General features: G+C 43.5%; 14 protein-coding genes. 8 read left to right on the top strand and 6 right to left on the bottom strand.

Annotated features, from left to right (window positions below; all coding sequences use genetic code 11):
* Positions 1 to 43 precede the first annotated feature (43 nt).
* The 5 genes from BM739_RS08770 (at position 44) to BM739_RS08750 (ending at position 5933) form a co-directional block, all read left to right on the top strand.
* Positions 44 to 793: a ferredoxin--NADP reductase gene (locus tag BM739_RS08770; RefSeq protein WP_076539708.1), complete on the top strand. Its 750-nt coding sequence runs from the start codon at positions 44 to 46 to the stop codon at positions 791 to 793.
* A 355-nt stretch (positions 794 to 1148) separates the two neighbouring features.
* Positions 1149 to 2168: an extracellular solute-binding protein gene (locus BM739_RS08765; protein WP_076539706.1), complete on the top strand. Its 1020-nt coding sequence runs from the start codon at positions 1149 to 1151 to the stop codon at positions 2166 to 2168.
* A gap of 55 nt (positions 2169 to 2223) precedes the next feature.
* On the top strand, positions 2224 to 3855 hold the full coding sequence (locus tag BM739_RS08760) for an iron ABC transporter permease (protein WP_076539704.1): 1632 nt from the start codon (positions 2224 to 2226) through the stop codon (positions 3853 to 3855).
* Between the two features lies 1 nt (position 3856).
* Entirely contained in the window at positions 3857 to 4885 is a 1029-nt protein-coding gene (locus tag BM739_RS08755) for an ABC transporter ATP-binding protein (protein ID WP_076539702.1), read from the top strand.
* 109 nt (positions 4886 to 4994) lie between these two features.
* Positions 4995 to 5933, top strand: coding sequence for a Dyp-type peroxidase (locus BM739_RS08750; RefSeq protein WP_076539700.1), 939 nt, complete (start codon positions 4995 to 4997; stop codon positions 5931 to 5933).
* 90 nt (positions 5934 to 6023) lie between these two features.
* Here the strand turns inward: BM739_RS08750 and BM739_RS08745 are convergent, their stop codons facing one another.
* Entirely contained in the window at positions 6024 to 7712 is a 1689-nt protein-coding gene (locus BM739_RS08745) for an NAD-dependent malic enzyme (protein WP_076539699.1), read from the bottom strand.
* Between the two features lie 364 nt (positions 7713 to 8076).
* On the opposite strand from BM739_RS08745, the gene BM739_RS08740 reads away from it, so the two are divergent.
* Positions 8077 to 8670: a hypothetical protein gene (locus BM739_RS08740; RefSeq protein ID WP_076539697.1), complete on the top strand. Its 594-nt coding sequence runs from the start codon at positions 8077 to 8079 to the stop codon at positions 8668 to 8670.
* Between the two features lie 64 nt (positions 8671 to 8734).
* Here BM739_RS08740 and BM739_RS08735 read toward each other — a convergent pair whose 3' ends face one another.
* Both BM739_RS08735 and BM739_RS08730 read right to left on the bottom strand, forming a co-directional pair.
* Positions 8735 to 9199, bottom strand: a complete 465-nt coding sequence (locus BM739_RS08735; RefSeq protein ID WP_076539695.1) for a DUF1456 family protein — start codon at positions 9197 to 9199, stop codon at positions 8735 to 8737.
* A gap of 240 nt (positions 9200 to 9439) precedes the next feature.
* Positions 9440 to 10702 (bottom strand): NRAMP family divalent metal transporter, encoded by a 1263-nt coding sequence (locus BM739_RS08730; RefSeq protein WP_076539693.1) that lies wholly within the window; start codon positions 10700 to 10702, stop codon positions 9440 to 9442.
* A gap of 319 nt (positions 10703 to 11021) precedes the next feature.
* Between BM739_RS08730 and BM739_RS08725 the strand changes: the two genes are divergently transcribed.
* Complete coding sequence (locus BM739_RS08725; protein WP_076539692.1) at positions 11022 to 13628, top strand: TonB-dependent siderophore receptor; 2607 nt, start codon at positions 11022 to 11024, stop codon at positions 13626 to 13628.
* A gap of 95 nt (positions 13629 to 13723) precedes the next feature.
* A complete protein-coding gene (locus BM739_RS08720) occupies positions 13724 to 14362 on the top strand; it encodes a glutathione S-transferase family protein (protein WP_076539690.1) in 639 nt (212 codons plus the stop codon).
* Between the two features lie 186 nt (positions 14363 to 14548).
* Here BM739_RS08720 and BM739_RS08715 read toward each other — a convergent pair whose 3' ends face one another.
* From BM739_RS08715 to BM739_RS08705, 3 genes are all read right to left on the bottom strand, one after another.
* Entirely contained in the window at positions 14549 to 15049 is a 501-nt protein-coding gene (locus BM739_RS08715) for a DUF4447 family protein (protein ID WP_076539688.1), read from the bottom strand.
* A gap of 78 nt (positions 15050 to 15127) precedes the next feature.
* Entirely contained in the window at positions 15128 to 15532 is a 405-nt protein-coding gene (locus tag BM739_RS08710; protein WP_076539686.1) for an SMI1/KNR4 family protein, read from the bottom strand.
* Positions 15533 to 15707: 175 nt separating this feature from the next.
* Positions 15708 to 16475: a RelA/SpoT domain-containing protein gene (locus BM739_RS08705; protein WP_076539683.1), complete on the bottom strand. Its 768-nt coding sequence runs from the start codon at positions 16473 to 16475 to the stop codon at positions 15708 to 15710.
* Positions 16476 to 16632: the final 157 nt, after the last annotated feature.

Below are 16632 nucleotides of genomic sequence, written 5' to 3'. Positions count from 1 at the left end.
TGCCAGTAGACAAATAACTGACCTAAACTCAAGGAATTACCCTATGTGGACAACTGGTACTGTAATTGAACGTATAGATTGGAATGACAAGTTGTTTTCGCTGCGTATTCGCGCTGATGTTGAGCCATTTATTGCTGGTCAGTTTATTAAACTGAGTCAGATGCGTGACGATAAGCGCATTGCTAGAGCCTACTCTATCGTTAACCCACCGGGTAAAGATTATGTCGAAGTGCTGGCAGTCGCCGTTGAAGATGGTCAGTTATCTCCAGATCTACAGGCTCTTAAAATTGGCGATAACATCGAAGTAACCACCAAGGCATCAGGCTTTATGACCTTAGATGAAATCCCCTCTGGGGCACTTCAAGGCCCTGATCTATGGTTTTTGGCAACGGGCACTGCCGTGGGGCCGTTTATTTCGATTATGGAAACAGCTGAGCCGTGGCAACGGTTTGAAAAAGTGGTGCTGGTGTACGGTGTGCGGATGATTGCAGACTTGGCTTATTTACCCCAATTACAAGCGCTGCAGCAACAATATCCCGAGCAATTTGTACTGATAGTTATGGTCACCCGTGAAGAATATAAAGACGGCTTATCCTGTCGTATTCCTGATGGGCTAAGTAGCGGTCTCATTGAACAAGCGGCTGGCGTTACCTTGTCGCAAGATAACTCACAAGTGCTTATTTGTGGTAATCCAGGAATGATTTCTGATGCGCAAACGGTACTAACAGAAAAGGGCTTAGTGAAAAATCTACGTCGAGCGCCTGGGCAAATTACCGTCGAAAAATATTGGTAGCCAGCTGTTAAATAGACTTTAGTTAGCCAGTAACTAGCGGGCTGTAACTGGCTAGTATTTCGGTAGTAACATTGCTAATACGCGCATTATCAATGGCTAAACTGTTTATTCGCTTGCTGCGAAAAGCGCTGATGCTGTAACTAATCCAGTACATTAAAAAAACATATTTTAACCTTAGTTAGCTTATATCCTTAAACAATACTTGCTCCTTAGATAGTGATCTATTATCCTTATCGCAATTGATAATTGTTATCATTTCCATAAGCAGTTACTTGTTAGCATCATGAAAACAGTCCTTATATGGGCAGTTATGGCGTTAATACAGAGGTAACGCAACCTCAAGGAGATATTTGGAATGAAGTCGTTTAAGCGTCTGGCATTGTTAGGATTAGCAGCAGTATCGTCACTAAGTTCAATTTCAGCAACTGCAGCTGAAGATCTTACTATCTACTCTTATCGTCAAGCTTTTCTAGTTGAGCCGATTTTAGCGCAATTTACCGAAGATACTGGCATTAAGGTGAATGTGGTTTTTGCCAAAGATGGCATCGCTGAGCGTATTGCTCGTGAAGGGCGCTTATCTCCTGCTGATCTCGTGTTAACCTCTGACTTTTCTCGCTTAATGGAACTCGTTGATAAAAACTTAGTTGTTGATGTGAATAGCGAGACTTTACACAACAATATCCCAGCCCAATATCGCTCACCGAGTAACGATTGGTATGCATTAACCATGCGCGTACGTAATGTTTATTCTTCAAAAGACCGTTTAGGTAAGCTAGATATTAATTATGAAGATTTAGCCTCTGAGCAATATAAAGGCAAAATCTGTACTCGCAGTTTCAAGCACCCTTATAACATAGCCCTGGTTGCTTCAATGATTGCCCATCATGGTGAAGCTGAAACCAAAACGTGGTTAGAAGGGGTTAAAGCCAATTTAGCCCGTAAACCGCAAGGCAATGATCGCGCGCAAGTTAAAGCGGTAAACGAAGGTTTATGTGATATCGCCTTAGGCAACAGCTATTACTTTGGTAAGATGATTAAGGACCCTAAGCAAAAAAGCTGGGCAGAATCTGTTGAAATCAACTTCCCTAACCAAGATAACCGCGGTGCCCATATAAATGTTTCTGGTATGGCACTAGCTAGGTTTGCTCCAAACAAAGATAATGCTATAAAATTGATGGAATTTTTGTCATCTAATGTAGCTCAAAGTCTTTACGCAGAAGTCAACATGGAATATCCGGTAAAAGCCGATGTTGCCCCTTCTGACATGGTAGCCTCTTGGGGGGACTTCAATGCAGATAGTCTTCCAATCTTTAAGCTAGCAGAAAACCATCAAGCGGCAGTGAAGCTAATTGATGAAGTAAAATTTGATCTGTAAGGATGCTTTATTTCGCCGCGTTAACCGATAACGCGGCATAGACTGGAAAGTATTTATGATCTTAGGCTTAACCAGAGGCTGGTCGTTCGCTGGTTATGCAATTGCGGTAATATTAATTTTGCCGCTTTTTGCACTTTTAGTACAAGCTACACTCCCTGACAAAGCTGTTTTTAGTCACTTAATGGCAACCGTGTTACCGACCTATATTAGTAACAGCCTGTTGCTGATGCTAAAGGTGTGTATCGGTTCTTTAGTGATTGCAGTGCCAGCCGCTTGGTTGGTAGCCCGCTGTCATTTCCCTGCCAGACGATACTTCCAATGGGCGCTGCTATTGCCATTGGCAATGCCTGCTTATATTGTGGCGTATGTGTATACCGACATGCTTGATTACGCCGGCCCAGTGCAAAAGTTGTTAAGGCAAGTCTTTGGCTGGACGTCCCCGCAAGATTACTATTTCCCTGATATTCGCAGTTTAACGGGTGCAGCAATTATGCTGTCATTGGTGTTATTTCCTTATATCTATTTATTGGCCAGAACTGCATTTATGGAGCAATCTTCCAGTCTGTTGCATGCCTCAAGAATTATGGGCTGTAGCCCGTGGAAAAGCTTTTGGCGTTTAGGGCTGCCAATGGCAAGGCCGGCGCTAGCAGTGGGTATGGCATTAGTGGCCATGGAAACCGCCGCCGATTTTGCTACTGTTAGTTATTTTGCGGTGCCGACTTTAACGACCGCTGTTTATGATACTTGGCTGGGCTATGGCAGCTTATCGGCTGCGGCAAAATTATCCGCCATTATGCTGCTGGTGATTTTTGCCATGGTGGGTTTTGAGCGATTCGCCAGACGCAAACAAGAATTATATCAAAAGCAGTCTAGGTTAACTGAATCAGACAGATACCAGCTAAAAGGTGTTAAAGCTTGGCTCGCCTTTGGCTATTGTAGCCTGCTGATTGGCCTCGCGTTTTTATTACCTTTTATGGTATTAAGCGGCTACGCCATCGATTATTTTGACCAGAGCTGGAACAGCCAGTTTTGGCAATACAGTTTCAACAGTTTGTATATTGCCTTAGTGGTGAGCTTTATATGTGTGCTACTGGCATTAGTATTGATGTTTGTAAGGCGCGTAAGCCCTCGCCGGGCTGATGTATTACCTTCACGATTAAGTAGCACTGGCTATGCCATCCCGGGCACAGTAATGGCCATTGGCGTGTTAGTGCCATTAACGTATTTAGATTTTGCTATTAATGATGTCTACGACTATTTTGGTGCTCGCGGCCCTGGATTGTTATTTACCGGTAGCGTTATCGCGCTAATTTTTGCCTTTTGTGTTCGCTTTGTAGCGATATCTATCGGCAGCATTGAAAACAGTTATAAACGCATTTCACCGTCATTGGATATGGCCAGTATCACCATGGGGCAAAAGCCCACTAAGCTATTGTGGCGGGTGCATTTACCGCTGCTACGTAAAGGGATTTTTGCTGGGGCATTATTAGTGTTTATTGAAAGCATGAAAGAGCTACCCGCTGCGCTATTGTTAAGACCCATTGGTTTTGAAAACCTCGCCACTTATGTATTCCAGTTTGTCTCCGATGAACAACTCGAACAGGGCGCTTTGGCTGCTATCGTGATTGTGTTAGTTGGGTTAGTGCCATTGATTTATCTAAACCGTTCATTGGAGCAAGAGAGCTAATATGTCCACATTGACCATTCAAAATGTAAAAAGCGACTACCAAGGACAGGTGATCCTTAAGGGGCTTGATCTCACTTTAGAGCAAGGTGAAATTGTTGCATTGCTTGGCCCAAGTGGCTGCGGTAAAACCACCTTATTGCGCGCAATTGCAGGGTTACAGGCCATCAGTCAGGGCAGTATTTCCATTAATGGTGAGTGTTTAAGTGGTGACAACACTTTTGTTGCCAGCGAGCATCGCGGCATTGGGATGATTTTCCAAGACTATGCTTTATTTCCTCACTTAACCGTCAGTGACAATGTGCTATTTGGGGTAAAAGGGCTGGATAACACTCAACGTAAAGCGCGGCTTGAAGAAATGCTGCAACTGGTCAAGCTGGAAGGGCTAGAGTCGCGTTATCCCCATGAGTTATCAGGTGGGCAACAGCAGCGGGTATCCATTGCTCGCGCATTAGCCTATGAGCCTGAATTATTATTATTAGATGAGCCGTTTTCTAACATTGATGCCCAAGTGCGAAATGAAATGATGTTAGAGATCAGGCAAATATTAAAACAGCGTAATGTCAGTGCGGTGTTTGTGACCCACAGTAAAGATGAGGCCTTTGTATTTGCTGACAAGTTGGCATTATTTAAAGATGGCGCCATTGTACAACACGGCTTAGCTGAAACCCTCTATGCTCACCCCAAAGAGCCTTATGTTGCTGATTTTCTTGGTGCGGGTAATTATTTATCTGTGATGGTGAAAAATCAGCAGCAAGTGTCATCTATTCTGGGATTAATTGAAAGTACCTCAGAGTTATCTCAAGCTGCTAACTATCAAGGCCAGTTGCTACTTAGACCGCAACAGATTGATCTACAACCAGCTTCTCAAGGCCATGGTGAAATTATTGAGCGTCGTTTTCTAGGTACAATTTGTCATTATTGGGTTAAGGTAGGACAACAAACGCTCGAAGTTAGAAGCCAATTAACTGAACTGACCTTAGGTCTGAAAGTCAATTTATCAATCTCGCCACATTCACTGGTTATTTTTTAGTGATGCGTATCAAAGTTGTTAAAAAATTGAGCTTGAGCACAAGGAATTAATTGCTCAATTACCTTACAATTATGCTCTCTTATATTTGATAAAGGTGATTGATTCCAACATGGAAAATCAGAATATGCCTCGCGAACAGTTAGGGGTTTGTGCCGAAGGTAATTTGCATAGCGTCTATTTGATGTTTAATGCAAATGACGCTGTTGAAGCTCAACTACGCCCTTGTTTAGCCAATGTTGCTCAGTATATCTATGAGCTCACTGATCAATATGCAGATAGTGCTTTTAATGGCTTTGTCGCTATTGGCGCTAACTATTGGGATGCACTGTATAGTGAACAACGTCCTAAGCATTTGCGTCCTTTCCCTGCAATGCATGAAGGCAATCGTGATGCGCCAGCCATTGAATATGATTTATTTGTGCATATTCGTTGCGATCGTTATGACATCCTTCATTTAGTGGCCAATGAAATCAACCAAATGTTTGAAGGCTTAGTTGAGCTGATTGAAGAAGAGCGTGGTTTCCGCTTTATGGATAGCCGTGACTTAACTGGTTTTGTTGATGGCACCGAAAACCCGAAAGGGCGTAATCGTCAGCAAGTGGCTTTAGTGGCTGATGATGATATTAGCTTTAAAGGCGGCAGTTATGTTCATGTGCAGAAATATGCCCATAACTTAAGTAAATGGAATCGTTTACCTAATAAAAAACAAGAAGATATTATCGGCCGTACCAAGCAAGATGATATCGAATACGCTTCTGAAGATAAGCCGCTAACCAGTCATATTAAGCGAGTTAATTTAAAAGATGCCCAAGGTAACTCAATGGAGATATTGCGTCAGAGCATGCCATTTGGGTCGCTTAAAGAGCAGGGGTTAATGTTTATTTCAACCTGTCGCACGCCGACCAACTTTGAAGAAATGCTTCGCAGTATGGTGCATGGTGACGGCCATGGTAATCATGATCATTTGATGCAATTTACCAAAGCATTAACCGGCTCGTCATTCTTTGCGCCTTCGTTAGATTTTTTAGCCAAGTTTGCTAATGATTAAAGGCTAATAGCAAATTAACCCGCTGTAGCAGCAGGTTAATGACTAATAAAAAAAGCAATGCCATGGCATTGCTTTTTTTTTCAGCTGCGCTTAGAACGCGGTGCGTTTGTAACGGCGATACTCAGGCTCCCAGAAATTACTTTCAATTTGCTGTTGCAGTAATTCATCTGGGCAAGGTAGGGCTAATTCTTGCTCGATTGCTTTTTTAGCCACTGCAAAAGCAATATATTTGCTCACTTGCTGAATGTCTTCCAGTCTAGGCAGTAATGAGCCGGTGCCATTTTGCCCAAGGGGCGAGCACTCTGCCAGCGCACGACTTGATGCCATCAGCATTTCATCAGATACGCGGGTGGCGCCACAGGCTAAGACCCCTAAACCAATCCCGGGGAAGATAAAGCTATTATTACATTGAGCAATTTCAAAGGTTTGCTCGTCAATCACTACCGGTTCGAATGGACTGCCGGTGGCCACAAGTGCTTGACCATTAGTCCAATGCAGCACGTCTTTAGGCGTTACTTCAACGCGGCTAGTTGGATTCGATAGCGGGAATACAATCGGGCGCTTGCAATGGCTGTGCATGGCTTTGATAATTTCTTCGGTAAATAAGCCCGGCGCACCAGATACACCAATAAGCACAGTTGGCTTGGCATTATTAACCACATTCAATAATGAAATGTGATCGCTAAATCCGTCCCAGCTTTCGATGTTAGCGGTTTTTTGTGCCAGCTTTTGCTGGAAGCCTAACAGGGTTGGCATGTTATCAAGTAACAGTCCCCAGCGGTCGACCATAAACACTTGTGAGCGGGCTTGCTCATCACTAATACCTTCAGCAACCATTTGCGCCACAATCGCTTCAGCAATACCACAGCCGGCACTACCAGCGCCTAAAAAGGCCACTCGTTGCTGACTTAATTGCGTATTGGCGGCTTTAGAAGCGGCCAGTAATGAACCCACAGTCACTGCAGCAGTACCTTGAATATCATCATTAAAGGTACAGAATCTATCTTTATAGCGCTCAAGTAATGGCATGGCATTTTTTTGCGCAAAATCTTCAAACTGGATTAATGCTTCAGGCCAGCGGCGATTAACCGCTTGCATAAATTCTTCGACAAATTCAGCGTATTCTTCACCCCCAATACGCTGGTGACGCCAGCCCATATACATAGGGTCTTCTAGTAAATGAGGGTTGTCGGTACCAACATCTAAGGTGATCGCCAAGCAGTACGCCGGACTGATCCCGCCACAACTGGTATATAAAGATAATTTACCAATGGGGATCCCCATGCCACCAATACCTTGATCGCCTAAGCCTAAAATGCGCTCGCCATCGGTTACCACAATGACTTTTACTTTATGACGGGTCGAGTTATTGAGGATGTCATCAATACGGTCTTTATTGGAATACGAGATAAACAGACCACGATTACGGCGATAGTTTTTAGAAAAACGCTCACAAGCTAAGCCTACCGTTGGGGTGTAGATGATCGGCATCATTTCGCTGATGTGATTACGTACTAAACGATAAAAAAGGGTTTCGTTGGTATCTTGAATATTACGCAGGTAAATATGCTTATCGAGATCGTTAGTAAAGTTTTTATATTGATCATAAGCGCGCGATGCTTGCTCATCGATAGTTTCAACCACCCAAGGGATAAGCCCTTCAAGGTTAAAGTAAATGCGTTCTTCTTCGCTAAAAGCAGTGCCTTTATTGAGCATAGGAGATTCAAGAATCGCTGGACCTGCGAAAGGAAGATAGAGAGGGCGTTTATTCTCGTCCATTGGAAACCTTATTGTCAGTGACGTAATGCAGTTATTTTTTATCTACAGTTAGTTAATTTATATCTAATAAATAGAATTTTATTGTTAATCGTAGACGTATCTTGTTATCGGTGCAGGTTATCACATCTTGATTTTTTTGTGGTCTGTTAAGTGAGGCTAATCACAGATTTTTGTTGATGTTTTTTTAGCCATTGGCTATTGGCCTTTATGGTAAAGGCTTAAAAGTCATGTGGGTGGGTTTACGAGGTTTTAGATAATCCACACTATCAGCTGTGATTTTGATAAAGTTGGTTACATTTTTAGCGGCGTAATTTAGCGCGGTTCTGCCATGATGATTTTAGGGTGTTTTACATACTGAGGTGTTATGGCAGTTCCTTTTATCTTGATAGGCAGCGCAGCAATCACTGCAATGCTGGTGGCTGACGAGCATAAAAAGCGACAATCGCTCCATAGACAACGCTATTTAGGCCGTGCGCCAGCTGTGCCTGATGACAACAATATCAGCCCATTACAGCCTAGTATATTGCATCATAATAAGGTCAAGGTCAGCCCCGCTCCTGGTGCCATTGTGTGCTGCTTTGTATTTGGGGTTATCGAACATACAGGTGTGTGGCTTGGGGATAATAGTTTGGTGGAGTTACATGGCAGCGGCCTCGTGAGACCTATTTCGTCGGCGCGCTTTTTAAAAAGCCGCAGCGGCAGCCGGATTTTTCAAGCCTGTAATCATCTTCATCAACCCCTTGTTGCTCCTGAGGCGCTAGCAAGGGCGCAGCAATCTTTATTTCAATACCGAAACTATGAGCTATTTAATAATAACTGTCATCGGTTTGTATGGTCTTGTATTAGCGGTCAAGAATTGCCGATTTCAAACTTTGATAAGCTTAATCAGCGTTTAGCTGAGCATTTTAAGCAAGCTATTTATTGGGATGAGCTGGCGTTGCCAGATAAACCTTACTAGCAGGCATAAAAATGCACAGCCTGAGCTGTGCATTAATAAGGAAGCTTAAACGCTCAGGGAAATATTACATTCCGCGATGTTTAAGTGATAAACCTTTAAGGAAGTTACGTAAAATCTGATCGCCACAGGTTTTGTAGTTTTTATGGCTAGGATTACGGAATAACGCGCCTAATTCAGACTTACCAATGGCCAAGTCAGCAGAACCAATCAGCTCAATAATGTCATCTTCACGAAGTTCTAATGCGATACGTAATTTTTTGAAAATTAAGTTGTTGGTTAGATCTTTAAGCGGTGCAGGCACTTCACTACCTTCACGTAAACCACGTTTTTCGATGATAAAGCCATCTAAAAACTGACACATTAATTTGTCATTACAAGCTTTATAACCTTCTTCCTCTTCTTTCTTTAATAAGCTAATGATTTCGTCATTGCTGACTTCAACATTTGCTTGAGCGAAGATTTTAGTCATTTTGGCATTTGAGTAATCAAACACAAAACGAAGGCGGCGAAGGATGTCATTGTTAATCATAAAGGTCTCTGGGCGCGGCTGCGCTGTATAGTAAATGCTTATGTAAGAGGGTCGCTTAGGCTATTAGAAAACAGCTTACAGCAACAACTAAAACAAATTTGAACCGTGATTATACCTGACTGAGGGCGATTAGGTCAGTTTATCTACTGATAAATATATTCTGCCCGAGTGGCTATTGTCAGCTATCGGCTAATAACCTAAAAGCTTATTATTCTAAGTGATTATATTAGCTGTTAAAAATCACGACATGAATAACTTCCAGTAGATAAATACTGCGGCAAAGCTAAGCAAATAGGCTAGGCCAAACCAAGATAAAATCTTCATTTTTATTCCATAGCGGTGCTTTGGGGCTAAGGAGTCACTGGTCATCAAGCGATAATTAAGCCAAGCAAAAATAACCGTAGTCATAAACGCTAGGGTCATAACAAACTCAAGCAGTGGTAATAGGGCGCCTTTAAAGAACCAAATTAATGCCATTGCGAAGCCGGAAACCAGCAACATCACTCGGGTTAATCGTGCCGAGCAGTCTTGTTTATGGGTTAAAAGCTGCCAGCCAATATCTAAGGTTCTACTGTAACCATCAATCACGGTTACTGTGGTACTGAAAATACATAAAAAAGCGACAAGGGCAATCAGATAACGACTTTCTTGGCCCATAACATCGCTGTATAAATCGATTAGCTGGCTGGCAAATTTAGCCCCAGAGCTGGCAAACTGCTCACCACTGCCATGCATGACCAGCGCCCCTAGCGCAAGAAACACAATCGCTAAAATAGCGGTGACAATAAAGCCTAAGTTAAAGTCAAAAATGGCTTGTTTACTGGTAACGGTTTGTGTTTTTTTCTTCTCGATTAACCATAATGAATTCCACGCACTGACTTCAATTGGCGCAGGCATCCAGCCCATCATTGCCACTAAAAAACCCACATAAGCCCATTGCCAAGGTGATTCACTGGTCACAGTTGCAACTGTTGCCGCAGAGTGTTTAAAAGCTAATGTCACAGCAATTAGCGTGGTTAAGGTCAGGGCTAGCATGATGACTTTAGTGAACTTATCGAGTAACTGATAATGACCGAGGGTCAATAATGCCAGCGAGCTGACTAATACCAAAAAAGCCAGTACATCAATGGGCAGTGGCACAAACTGGGTTAGCATTGCTGCGGTTAACATGCACACACCGGCAGTACTGGCGATAGCGGCAATGGTATTTAAACTGGTAAACATCAGCAGGTAGCCACGGCCTTGTTTTAAATAGCCATGAAGTAAACTTTCGTTGGTGGCGGCGGTATAACGAGCGCCTGCGGCAAAAAAAGGATATTTGAGCAAGTTAACTGCCAACACAACCCAAGCTAATTGCCAACCAAACTCGGCGCCCGCACGAGTTGACGCCACTAAGTGAGATGCGCCGATGGCCGCCGCAGCCATTAAAATCCCCGGCCCTAGGCTCGCAAAGAGGGTAGTAAATCGACTAGTGCTGCTTGCTGCAGGAGGGGCTGTTGTCATCATTTATCTCGTTATTTTTTGTGCAGTAGCACTGACATGAAATAGCTGCTTAGCACACTATCTCATTGTTTAAATTGATAATGACTATGGCACATTTTATCAATATTTGAATATAGCAAATTAATGGCTTGCTGGTACGATTTGTTACATTTGTCCAAAAAACAATCGTTGACATCCTGTGGGAATTACATAGGTTAGTGTATTGCGAAGTACTAATGTACGGCGCGTTATTAGAAACTCAATCGAAAGAGTTCAGCTAAACCAGACTTAAAAATGATGTTGAGTCTAACCAATTAAATATTTTAAATTAGGGATAATTATGTCACGACCTCAATTCTGGCGGAGCGCTTGCGCTACTGCTGTATCACTTATGCTCACCCCAACGCTTTTAACCCAGACCGCTTTTGCAGCCGAACCCGAAGTCGAACGCATTGAAGTCACTGGTACCCATATTAAACGCACCGATCTTGAAGGCGCCTCACCGATGACGGTGTTAAGTGCTGAAGATATTGCCCGTTCTGGGGCGCAAGATATTTCTCAGCTACTGAGTAAATTACCGGTATCCGGTAGTGGTACTTTCTCAACCCAAGGTAATAACTCAGATGATACTGCCAATGGTGGCGCTGCAGTATCACTGCGCGGTTTAGGCGCTGATGCCACCTTGGTATTGTTAAATGGCCGCCGTATTGCGGTATCGTCATTTGCAAAATCCATTGATACTGCCTTTGTTGATATTAACTCAATCCCGATTTCAGCAGTTAAGCGAATTGATATTGTTAAAGATGGCGCTTCTGCAACCTATGGCTCTGACGCGATTGCTGGTGTGATTAACATCATCATGAAAAAAGACTTCGAAGGCTTTGAGGTTAACGGCAAGATTGCTGAAACCGTTGAAGATGGCGGCGGTCAGCAAGCAGGCTCCATTTTGTGGGGCACAGAAGCGGCTAATGGTAAGTCTCATACCACAGTAATTTTTGATTATTTTAAAGAGCGTGAAACCTTATTTGCCGATCGTGATTATTCACGTTCAGCAGATCAAACCGCTAATGGCGGCAGTGATTTTAGATCGTCTGCGGGTAACCCAGGTTCATACATTCCTGCGACCATAGGCATGGACGGCTCAATCACCCCTAAATCAGACTTGTTTGGCTGGACCCCAGATGTAAATTGTCCTGCTGATAGCGTTAAAGGCAGTTACTGCCGCTATGATTACGCGCCAGAAATGACCTCAGTGCCAGAGTCGAGCCGCATGGGCTTATCAGTATTTCAAAACTATGAATTTAATGATGATTTAAGTCTATTTGCTGAGCTTATGTATCAGCATAATGAAAGTGTGATTAAAGGCGCCGCTAGCCCATCTTTTGGTGAGTTTTACATGCTCAACGATAACCCACTGTTTACCAGTGGCGCTGCTATTAATCCATTCCCCGGTGAAGACTTAACTATGCGCCGCCGTTTAACTGAAACTGGGCCGCGACAAAAATCATCAGAATCAGATAGCGCCCGTGTGGTGTTAGGCTTAAATGGTATGTTGTCAGACTGGGAATGGGAATTAGCTTATACCTATTCTTATAACCGTAACCTTGAGTTTGGTGAGCAAGGTTTTGTGTGGACGCCGCGTTTACAAGAGGCCATTAACTCAGGCGCGTTTAACCCGTTAGCGACGACTCAGCAAGGCACTGTGATTGATGATATCAGTGTTAATACTACTCGTAGTGGTAAATCAACCACCAATGCTTTTGACGGTAAAATCAGTGGCGACTTAATGGAGATGCCTGCGGGCAGTTTAGCCATGGCGGTCGGTTTTGAGTACCGTGAAGAGTCATTGTCAGATAACCCTGATGAGCTGTTTAAGCGTGGTGAAATTTTTGGTACTGAAGCCACAGAAGCGGCAGGCGAGCGCGATCAAACTTCATTGTTCATTGAGTTAGCCGTACCGATTTTTGAGCGTTTAGAAGCGCAATTAGCGCTGCGTTATGAAGATTACAGCGACTTTGGTGATACCACTAACCCTAAAATAGCGCTGCGTTATACGCCGTTAGATAACCTCACACTACGCGCCAGTTGGGGCGAAGCGTTTAGAGCGCCATCATTGGTGCAATTAGGTTTGGGTCCTTCTCAGGAGTCACCGGGTTTAGTGGATACAACACGTTGTCCATTAACAGGCTTAGAAGAAGATTGTACCGCCCAAGAGCGTACGGTGATATTTTCTGGTAACCCTAATTTACAACCTGAAGAGTCGACTTCATATAACGTGGGCGGTGTTTGGGAGATCACTGATGGCTTAAGTGTCGGGGTGGATTACTGGAATTACGATCAAGATGGTTTGATCACCTCTGATACCCAATACTTAGTCGATACCCAAGGTGATAATGCCAGTGTGGTTAAGCGTGAACCTTCATCGACGAATGTCCCTGGGCGCATCATTGAAATTTATGACCAATTTGGCAACTTAGGTAGTCAATCTACAGACGGTGTCGATTTTGATGTCAAATATGTATTGAATACCGACTCTGCTGGTGAGTTTGGCTTTAGCTATAACCTGACTTGGGTTAATAGCTTTGATCAAGTTCGTGAAGACGGTTCAACGCGTGAGTTAGCGGGCGAGTATCAACATCCTGAATATCGCTGGATTGGTGGTATGGATTGGGGTTATACCGACTGGCAAACCAGCGCGCGCTTAAACTACATTGGTGAGTACACTGATAATGTTGATGCAGGTGCCACAGGTCAAATTGATTCAATGCTTACCTTGGATTTAAATGTCACTTATATTGGCTTTGACCATTGGTCACTGACTGTGGGTGCTAATAACGTGTTTAATGAAGAGCCACCATTTAGTGCTGCTGATTTCATGGGTTACGATCAAGCAACTCATTCAGCCATTGGCGCCTTATGGTACGGTAAAGTTAGCTACCAGTTTTAATAAAACTAGGCTAATGTTTACAGCATAAATAGCAAGCGGCGCAAGCCGCTTTTTTATGGCAGTTATTAGCTTACTTTATCAAGCAGGGACAGATTATGATTACTTTGTATGGCACGCCCCAAAGCAGGGCACTGCGGGTTTCATGGCTATTGGAAGAATTAGCCATTGAGTGGCAGTTTTCCTTTGTGGATTTTTCAAAAGGCGATAACCGCGCTGAAGCCTATTTGGCCTTAAATCCCAGTGGCAAAATGCCCGTGATTACCGATGGCGAGTTGGTATTAACTGAGTCAGCCGCTATTTTACAATATTTGGCTGAAAAGTACGGTAATGGCCGATTTTTACCTGTGCCTGGCAGCGCTGCGTCAGCAAAACACCATCAATGGGTTAGCTTTATCATATGTGAATTAGAGCAGCCTTTATGGAGTATGGGTAAGCACCGCTTTGCTTTACCAGAAGATCAGCGTTTAGGTGCCATGTTGCCAGTGGCAAAGTTTGAGTTTAATCGTGCTGCCGCTATTGCTGAATTATGGGTACCAGGATCAGGCTACCTTTGTGGCAGCGAGTTAACCATTGCCGATATTTTATTGGCGCAAACGTTATTGTGGGCCACTATGTTTGAGCAAACCATTCCGCCTAAACTCGCCGCTTATCGTGATCGTTTACAACAAAGCCCGAGTTTAGCAGCAGCACTTAAAAAGTCAGCAGCGGCCAAAGCGGCGGCCCAAAGTGAGTAACACTTGAGCGTGTTGATTGAGCGAGTTGATTGAGTGAGTTGATTGAGTGAGCTTGGTTGAATAGTTTTATTTAATTAGCTTGATGTCACTATCGCAACACCGATAAAACGGGCGCTAAAAGTCACCAATAAAAAGGGAAGCCAGAGGCTTCCCATTTTAATGCAGATAAAGTGCTCGAATAAGCACTTAAAGTTGAGCTGCTGCCCATTTTGCGCGGCTCTCACGGCTTTCACTCATGCCTTTGTCAGCACGGAATGATTTGTAACTTTCCACTTCTAAGGCCACTAAGCTGACTTCAACATCAAGTACGATTTGGCATTCTTTTTTGATGCGCCACGCCGCAGTATTATAAAGCTCAGTGTAAGGCAGTGAGCTTAAAAACTCAGGATTGTACTGAGTGTAAATAGCTTGAGTTGGGTAAACCACAAAGGCTAAACGGCGCTTAGGCTCAGTTTTAAATAGCGCTTCGATACCGTCAGTGGTGTTAAGCACTTGCATTTCAATGGTGTCTTCAATTTCAAGCAATTTCTTTTGTGCAACCACTGGCGCTTCAGTTTCGCCGGCTTCCCAAGCGATGACCGCTTCAGGGGTGCTTTTAGTTAACTCAGCAATTTGCTCAACCGTTAACCCTAAAGATAACCGTAAACACTGCATTTCAATTGCGTTTAAGTTGTTTGATTTAGCCATGATGTTTCCTAATTTTCTAATACTGTAACGGTATGCGTTTACTGTGTACGTTGATGATGTCAGTGGTTCAAGCTTAGGCTATTTTCGTTTCAGCCAAATGTCTTGGATCCAGTCCCACAATGATTCCCACATAATGTCGACCATGCGGCCTTTATAGAAGTGACGCACATTGCCTTCTTGGTCGATACAATAAAAGTTATCGCCTTGCTGGCAGATAGCAATATATTCTCTTGGCATGCCGATAGACCAGGCATAGCTGGTCACTTCAGGTAAATAAGTGTGTGAATACGGATCTGATGCCGTGACCATTTCAATGGAGCCATAAATGACATCACTGGCAAATAATAGGTATTCTTTTAAATCATTTGGCAGTGAAATTAAAATTTGTTCTTCCACTTCTACCAGTTGCTCGAATGTCGGTAATTCGAGTGGTACTGGTACCGTTTCACTCAAGTCTTGTAGCATTTCAATGATGTCATTCATCAGTGTATCCAGTCATCGGGCAATAATGGCGGCAGTATAGCCTGAATGGCGCTTTTAACCAATTCAGATTTTATTTTAGGCAAAAAAAGACACCTTTAAAAAAGGTGTCAAAGGTAGGCAAACAACAAGGCGTTACCAGTGCAAAGGTTAGACGAGTGAGTGCTTCAGTGGGCGCTTATGCCGCTTGCAGTTCAGCCAAACTCTGACGTTTATAGCTTAGCCACGCTTTGTGATACAGCTTGTGTGACTCTTGACGCAGTTTCACAATTTGCATTAATTCAAGCTCACTGACGGGTCTATGTTGGCGTTGAGCTTCTAATTCGATGTGTTGAATTTGCTCGTAGACCTGATGCTCTGGGCCGCTTTTAATCTCAGCAATCTTGTTAAGGTGTAATTGCACTTCAGCAACCATTTGGCTTTGAGGCAGTTTAACCAGCAGGTTTAAATCGCGGTAACCAGATGCTTTAGGTGTGGCAAAGCGGTTCTTAACTTGTACGACTTCAGCGTGTGCGACAATGGCTTTATAAGCGCTCATTAAGCTGGCAACATCATTCGTGACAATGGTTGCTCTGGCAATATCGGTGAGGTAGCTGGCATCACCGTCAAATTTGAGCGCCATTTTTTGCTGGGCTCTTTGGTAGCTTTTGATTTTAGGAATAATCGTGTAAGCCTGATTTTGCTGGCTAATTTTAGTCACTAAATTGCTTAGCTCCGACTGTGCGTTTGGGGCACGTTCAAACAAGGCATCTAAATCATGGCTAAATTGTTGCGGCGCTGCTCCGAGAGTATTTTGTAATGCTAATAGGCTGTCGAGATCGTTACTAACAATTTGCCTAAAGTCGTAACTGGGTTTAACGGGCTTGGTGTCCACCGTTAAGGCCATGGCATTACGGCTTGTCAGCAATAATAAAAAGATAATAAAGGTTCTAAAAATTCGACTCATTGAGCATTCACCTTAGTTCAACATCTGCGTGAAATTGATGGGGCTAGATTAGCGTGAATTAGCTGAATAACACCTGAATACCATGGCTGTTTATGGTGCGGTTAAAGGTTATGTCTTAACGCTGCGCTCAAGGAGGCAATGGGATAGGAATGGGCAG

The organism is Shewanella sp. UCD-KL21, assembly GCF_001957135.1.
GTDB lineage: Bacteria > Pseudomonadota > Gammaproteobacteria > Enterobacterales > Shewanellaceae > Shewanella.
This window is presented reverse-complemented; position numbering and strand designations above follow the sequence as displayed.